The organism is Desulfovibrio sp. 1188_IL3213 (assembly GCF_036763145.1).
GTDB lineage: Bacteria > Desulfobacterota > Desulfovibrionia > Desulfovibrionales > Desulfovibrionaceae > Desulfovibrio.
The window spans coordinates 1-6,197 of the sequence record NZ_JBAIYR010000109.1; the positions used below are offsets into that span (position 1 = coordinate 1).

Here is a 6,197-nt window from a genome sequence, read left to right on the forward strand (position 1 = left end):
GCTCATTTGCTTGAATCTGTTCGGCAAGGATTCTCTGGAAGAACTTCTGAATCCGCGAAGACGAAAAACTATAAACACCTATAGTTATAGCCTGTTAGCTATGGGTGCTTAACCGGACAACATTGAGCATATATAAATGTTTTTTCGCAGAAAAAGAGGTATGTATGCTGGATAAAACAGATAAGGCCATCCTTGCCGCGTTGGAAAAAAACTCCAGAATATCCAATGCCGACCTTGCCAGAGCCGTTCATATCAGCAGGCCCAGCATTATCAAGCGCATCAACAGGTTTTTGGAAGAAGGCGTTATTGAAAAATTTACCGCTGTATTTTCTTTGAAAAAAATCGGCAGGCCCGTGTGCAGCTTTATACATATCAGCAATATAAAGCTGTCAGTGGCGGAAATGCTGAAAGTTTTAGACAGGGATGAGATCGTCGAAATATATTCGGTGACAGGCGAGAATAATTTTATTGCCAAAACAGCCGTGCCTGCCATGGAAGATATGGAAAAACTTTTGCAGGACCTTATGCCCTATTGCAGGGTCGTGACGTCTCTTGTCATTATCAAGCACGATGTTGACAGGCCGCTGGTGTAACGAGCACGCACCGGATTTTCAGGGCGTTTCGCTTTGAAGTGGCCCTGCCATTGCGTACGCAGCCATGCGTCGCGCATGGCTGGCGAATTTTCAGGCGACGTCCCGCAAGATTGGGGAATATATGCTCCTTGCAAAAAAATGAAATGCTCCGCGCGGCTTTCGCGCAGGCTTTTCTTCTTCTTCTTCCTCCTCCTCCTCCTCCTCCTCCTCTTCTTCTGCTCGCTCCTTCTTTTTTCCCCTCCTTTTTCCTTTTGCTCCTTCTCGGGGCGTTTTGCCGTGATTGACACGTTTGTCTGCTGCTTTGGCCCGCCCTGACCCTGCCGCCCCCTGTTGCACCGTACAGACGTTGCCGCTGCCGCCCGCCCTGCACAAGGCCAACTGTGCCAGGCGGGCTTTTTTATGGCGTAATGTAAAAAAATGGCAGCAAGTTTTTACGATATGTAAAAAAGAACTCCCATAATAATTCGTTCAGCTATGTACCTCTTTATGCTTATTGGTATAACATCATGATATGCAGACTTCTCGGCTGGCGGTGAATGCGCATGGGCTGTGGCACTCCTGCCGGTCGTGACTGTTCTGTTTTGCGGATGCTCAACGCTGCATGGGAATATGTTGTCGAAAGGGTTGGGTGCGGTCTGTCGTGTGGGTGAATGTCCAGACAGGCCGATGACTGACTGTGGAAATATATACGCTCAAAACTGCAATGCCTCGGATGCGTACACAGAGGCCATGACGAACAGGTGAACAATCTTTGCTGAAGGGGCATGGGATCGCCATGCCGTAGCCATACACGCTCATCAACAATCAAAAGAGCAGCCTTTTAAAGGGGGTACTTATGAGCAGCGCGCCTGACAGCAAACTTGTTCCTTTTACACGTTACGATGCCGGATGGGTCATTCTCTGCATCGGTATGGCCATCGGCGGAGCCATGGTCTTCATGCCCGTGCAGGTGGGCATGACCGGACTTTGGGTTTTTCTGACAGCAGCGGCCATTGCCTACCCAGGGGTATGCCTGTTCCAGAATTTTTATCTGGAAACGCTTACCAAGACGGAAAGCGCGCAGGATTATACGGATATCATAACGCAGTATCTTGGAAAAAACTGGGCCATGCTGCTGAGTATTTTATACTTTCTGCTGATGCTGACGGGCATGCTCGGCTATTCGACAGGTCTTGTGCGCGACAGCGCTTCCTATCTGCAAACCTATGGCCTTACCACAGCCCTGCTTTCCGATACTGCCTGGTGGCCCCTGGTGATCATGCTGGTCATGGTGGCCATTGCCGCTCAGGGAGAAAAGCTGCTCTTCAAGGTGTCCGGCCCGCTGGTGGTGGGCAAGCTCGCCATCATTCTTGCCCTGGGCATGGTTATGGTCCCCCATTGGAGCCTGGGCAACATAAAGCCCATGACGTCTTTGCTGCCGTTCATGCGCGACGTGTTCATCACCATCCCGTTTACGGTGTTTTCCGTCGTGTTCATGCCCATACTGAGTCCAATGAACATTGCCTACCGCCGACAGGAGCCGGACAGGCTCATAGCCACGTACAGGGCGTTTCGCGCCAGCAGGGTGGCTTTTGCCATCCTGATTGTGTCCGTGCTGTTTTTCGCAGTGTCCTTCACGCTGTCGCTGCATCACGAAAAAGCCGTGGAGGCTTTTCAGAACAATATTTCGGCGCTTGCCATCGCGGCCCAGGTGCTGCCCGGATCTGTCATCAGGGCCATGAGCACGGCTCTTAACATCTTTGCCCTGGTCACGGCGTTTTTTGCCCTGTATCTGGCGTTGCAGGAAGGTCTTCAGGGCATATGCTTCAATCTGCTCAGCAGGTTTATGCCTGAAGAGCGCATCAACAGAAAAATTCTGCACCGTTTTGTGGCGCTTGCCATCGCCCTGGGCCTCTGGGCCTGGGTGCAGATGAACGCCAAGGTGCTGTTCATTCTGCACCTGAGCGCGCCCCTTTTCGGCATCATTGCCTGTTTTATCCCCGTATATCTGATTTTTAAAATGCCGAGTCTGGCCTACCTGAAAGGGGGCAAGGCGCTCTATGTGCTGATTTTCGGCATCATTTTAACAATCTCGCCACTGCTCAGGTTTTTGGAATAGCGCCGGAGGCGGCGCGAGAAAGCTGGCCTGCCCAAAAGAAATCCGGGCCTGTGTTTTCCGGGTCGGAGTTGTCATAACCGGGATTGGCACGAGCCGGAGTTGCCACAGCCTGGGGCGAGGTTGTTGTGTGGCATGGCCTGACACCCCATCACGTTAAGGAGGATATCATGACATATGCATTTGAACTGGGCGCAGCGTTTGCCGAGGCGCTGGACAGCACGGACCCGCTCAGAAAGTTTCGTGAGCATTTTTATATTTCTGACGGGCTTATCTATATGGACGGCAACTCTCTCGGGCTTTGCAGCCGTGATGCGGAAAAGGGCATTCTTGGCATGCTTGAGGTCTGGAAAGAGCACGGCATCAACATGTGGAGCATAGAAGACGGCAAATACTTTCTTTATCCCTCGCATCTGGCCCGCAAAATGGCCCCGCTCATCGGCGCCGACGCCAGCGAAGTCACCGTGGCAAACAGCACCACTGTCAATATACATCAGGCTTTTGCCACCTTTTACAGGCCGGTCGGCAGCAGGAACAAAATTATTGTTGATGGGCTGAACTTTCCCACAGACCGGCATGCGGTGGACAGTCAGGTGCTTTCGCGCGGCCTTGACCCGCAGGAAGTCATAAAGGTTGTTGCCAGTGAAGACGGCAGAACCGTCAGCGAGGACGCCATCATCGCGGCCATGACGGACGATGTCTGCATGGCGCTTTTTCCTTCGGTGTACTACCGCAGCGCGCAGTTGCTGGATATGAAAAAAGTCACCGACGCGGCCCGCAGCAGGGGCATCATCATCGGGTGGGATCTTTGCCATTCCATAGGCTCGGTGCCGCACAACTTTGCCGCACTGGATGCGGATTTTGCCGTATGGTGCAACTATAAATATCTTTCCGGCGGTCCGGGGGCTGCCGCAGGCTTATACATCAACAGGAAACATTTCGGCACGACGCCGGGGTTGGCAGGCTGGCAGGGCAATGTCAAGGAAACGCTTTTTGAACTGCGGCAAAAGCACGAGCCTGCGCACAATGCCGACGGCTGGCTCATAGGCACGCCGCCCATGCTTGCCATGGCCGGGCTGGATGGAGTTCTGGATATCTTTCATGAAGCGGGCATGCCCGCCGTCAGGGAAAAGTCCCTGCGTCTGACGGCCTATCTCATGTTCCTCATAGACAAACGCCTGGCTCCTTACGGCTATGCCGTGGGTACTCCCCGTGACGATGCGCGGCGCGGCGGCCACGTGGCCCTGGAACATGACGAGGCGTACCGCATTTGCAAGGTGCTCAAGAATTACAAGGTTGTTCCCGATTTCAGGGACCCCAATGTGATCAGGCTTGCACCCACAGCGCTGTACAATTCGTATGCGGATATTCATACTCTCGTGGATATTCTGGAAAAAATAGGCGCAAACAGGGAATATGAGAGTTTGAGCAAGGAAAGAACCCTGGTGGTCTAGAGCAGATTAACTTTGAGAATATACATTCTCAAAGTTTAAGGCACGCTCACTTCGGCGTTTAACCGCGCAGATAAACTGCGCTTACGCCTCCGTAGCGAACGTCTGCTCACGCAGCCGCCCGAGCAATTTAAAAGTTAAATTGCTCTAAATGCAGGTGCTTCTATTTTGAAACGGCTTCGGGTGACACCTCGTTGCCGAAGGATCGACATTTGAAACAGGCGCAAACGGGCTTTGTCCGGGAGCGCCTGTTTTGCGGCAGGGGGTGCTTTCATGCCGGGGAGCGGCCGACGCTGAAAACGCGGGCTGCCGCAGGACAAGGCCAGCCCTTGCAGTGAAGGGCGCGGGAAAACCGGAGCTGAGGCCCGGCGGAGCGGGGCGCGAAGGGGGCGTTTTCGGCACGCTTTCTGCAAAGACGGCTGTGCCGGTATTCCGGCAAGGAGACAGCGCCATGAAATTGACGATCTTGCGCCATCCCGTTTTATGGATAATCACGGCGGCCCTGCTGCTGAGCATGGCCTTGCCTGCGCATGCCGTGCGCATCAAGGATATAGCCTCTTTTTCGGGCGTGCGTGACAACCAGCTCATCGGTTACGGCCTTGTGGTGGGCCTGGCAGGCACGGGAGATAAAAAGGACGCGGTCTTTACGCTCAGCTCCATGAAAAACATGATGGACCGCATGGGTATCGGCGTGGATTCTTCGGCGCTCAAGACCAAGAACGTGGCCTCCGTAATGGTGACGGCCCGCATGCCCGTATCCGCCAAGCCGGGTACGCGCCTTGACGTCACCGTGTCTTCCGTGGGCGACGCCACATCGCTTTTGGGCGGCGTGCTGCTGCAAACGGCCCTCAAGGGCGTGGACGGCAAGATATACACCCTGGCCCAGGGGTCGCTGACCGTGGGCGGTTTTTCCAGCCAGGGCAAGGCTGCCAGCGTGAGCAAGAACATTTCCACCGTGGGGATCATTCCCGGCGGGGGCATTGTGGAGCGGGGCATTCCCTTTGAGTTCAACCAGCAGGACAAGCTCACCCTGCACCTGCGCACGGCGGACTTCAGCACGGCCCAGCAGGTTGCCGAGCGCGTCAACGGCGCCATGGGCGGCCCCTTTGCCCGCGCCATCGACGACATGTCCATCACGATGGATATTCCGGCGCAGTACCGCAACAACATGGTTCCCCTCATGGCTTCCATCGAAAACCTGGACGTAAGCCCCGACACCGCCGCCAAGGTGGTGGTGGATGAAAAAACCGGCACAGTGGTGCTCGGCCGCGATGTGCGCATTACCCGCACCGCCGTGGCGCACGGCAATTTGCAGATCACCGTGCAGGAGGGCGAGCAGGTATCGCAGCCCGGCCCCTTCTCGCAGGGGCAGACCGTGGTGACGCCCACCACGGAAACCAACGTGCGTGAAGAAAACCGTCACCTCGTTATCGTGGAGGGAGCCACTCTTCAGGAACTGGTGGACGGCCTCAATTCCATCGGGGCCACTCCGCGCGACCTCATCTCCATCCTGCGCACCATGCAGGTTTCAGGTGCGCTGCTGGCGGAACTGGAGGTAATATAAATGACCTCTCCCCTGACCACCGGCCTTGTGCCGCATGAAGCCGGAACGGCGGAAGTATCCCGCCGCGAGTTTCAATCCCGCCTGGCGGGCATAGGGAATCTCAACGGCAAAAAAATGACGGAAGCGGAAAAAGAAAAAAAACTGCGCGAAGCCTGCGAAGGTTTCGAATCGATCTTTATCCAGAAAATGTGGCAGGAAATGCGCAACACCCTGCCCAAGACCAATATGCTGCAAGGCCGCGAAGAGCAGTTCTGGCAGAGCATGTATGACCAGGAACTGGCAAAATCCATGACGGCTGCGGGCGGTATCGGCCTGGCTGACATGATGTATGCCCAGCTTTCGCGCAATCTTGTTTCGGCCAGCCGCAGCACGGCGTCTTCTGTGGGCGGCACGGATTCGGGCTTTACGCCCCAGGCCGCGTCCATATTGCCTGAAACAGGCAATGAAAGCAGTGCCGGAGCCGTGGCAGACGCCCGTGGCGGCACGTCGGCCCC

General features: G+C 55.2%; 5 protein-coding genes. All 5 read left to right on the top strand.

Annotated features, from left to right (window positions below):
- The first annotated feature begins 164 nt into the window (after window positions 1–164).
- Window positions 165–593, top strand: a complete 429-nt coding sequence (locus tag V6C16_RS06400; protein ID WP_333536114.1) for an Lrp/AsnC family transcriptional regulator — start codon at window positions 165–167, stop codon at window positions 591–593.
- 835 nt (window positions 594–1,428) lie between these two features.
- Entirely contained in the window at window positions 1,429–2,691 is a 1,263-nt protein-coding gene (locus tag V6C16_RS06405; RefSeq protein ID WP_333536115.1) for an amino acid permease, read from the top strand.
- A 167-nt stretch (window positions 2,692–2,858) separates the two neighbouring features.
- Complete coding sequence (gene kynU / locus V6C16_RS06410; protein ID WP_333536116.1) at window positions 2,859–4,142, top strand: kynureninase; 1,284 nt, start codon at window positions 2,859–2,861, stop codon at window positions 4,140–4,142.
- Window positions 4,143–4,590: 448 nt separating this feature from the next.
- Window positions 4,591–5,703: a flagellar basal body P-ring protein FlgI gene (locus V6C16_RS06415; protein ID WP_333542912.1), complete on the top strand. Its 1,113-nt coding sequence runs from the start codon at window positions 4,591–4,593 to the stop codon at window positions 5,701–5,703.
- A partial coding sequence (locus tag V6C16_RS06420; RefSeq protein WP_333542913.1) for a rod-binding protein occupies window positions 5,704–6,197 on the top strand: 494 nt, incomplete at its 3' end.

What these genes read in the sequence shown, in the direction of transcription:
- V6C16_RS06400 (WP_333536114.1), top strand. Translation starts at nt 165, where the DNA reads ATGCTGGATAAAACAGATAAGGCCATCCTTGCCGCGTTGGAAAAAAAC.
- V6C16_RS06405 (WP_333536115.1), top strand. Translation starts at nt 1,429, where the DNA reads ATGAGCAGCGCGCCTGACAGCAAACTTGTTCCTTTTACACGTTACGAT.
- kynU (WP_333536116.1), top strand. Translation starts at nt 2,859, where the DNA reads ATGACATATGCATTTGAACTGGGCGCAGCGTTTGCCGAGGCGCTGGAC.
- V6C16_RS06415 (WP_333542912.1), top strand. Translation starts at nt 4,591, where the DNA reads ATGAAATTGACGATCTTGCGCCATCCCGTTTTATGGATAATCACGGCG.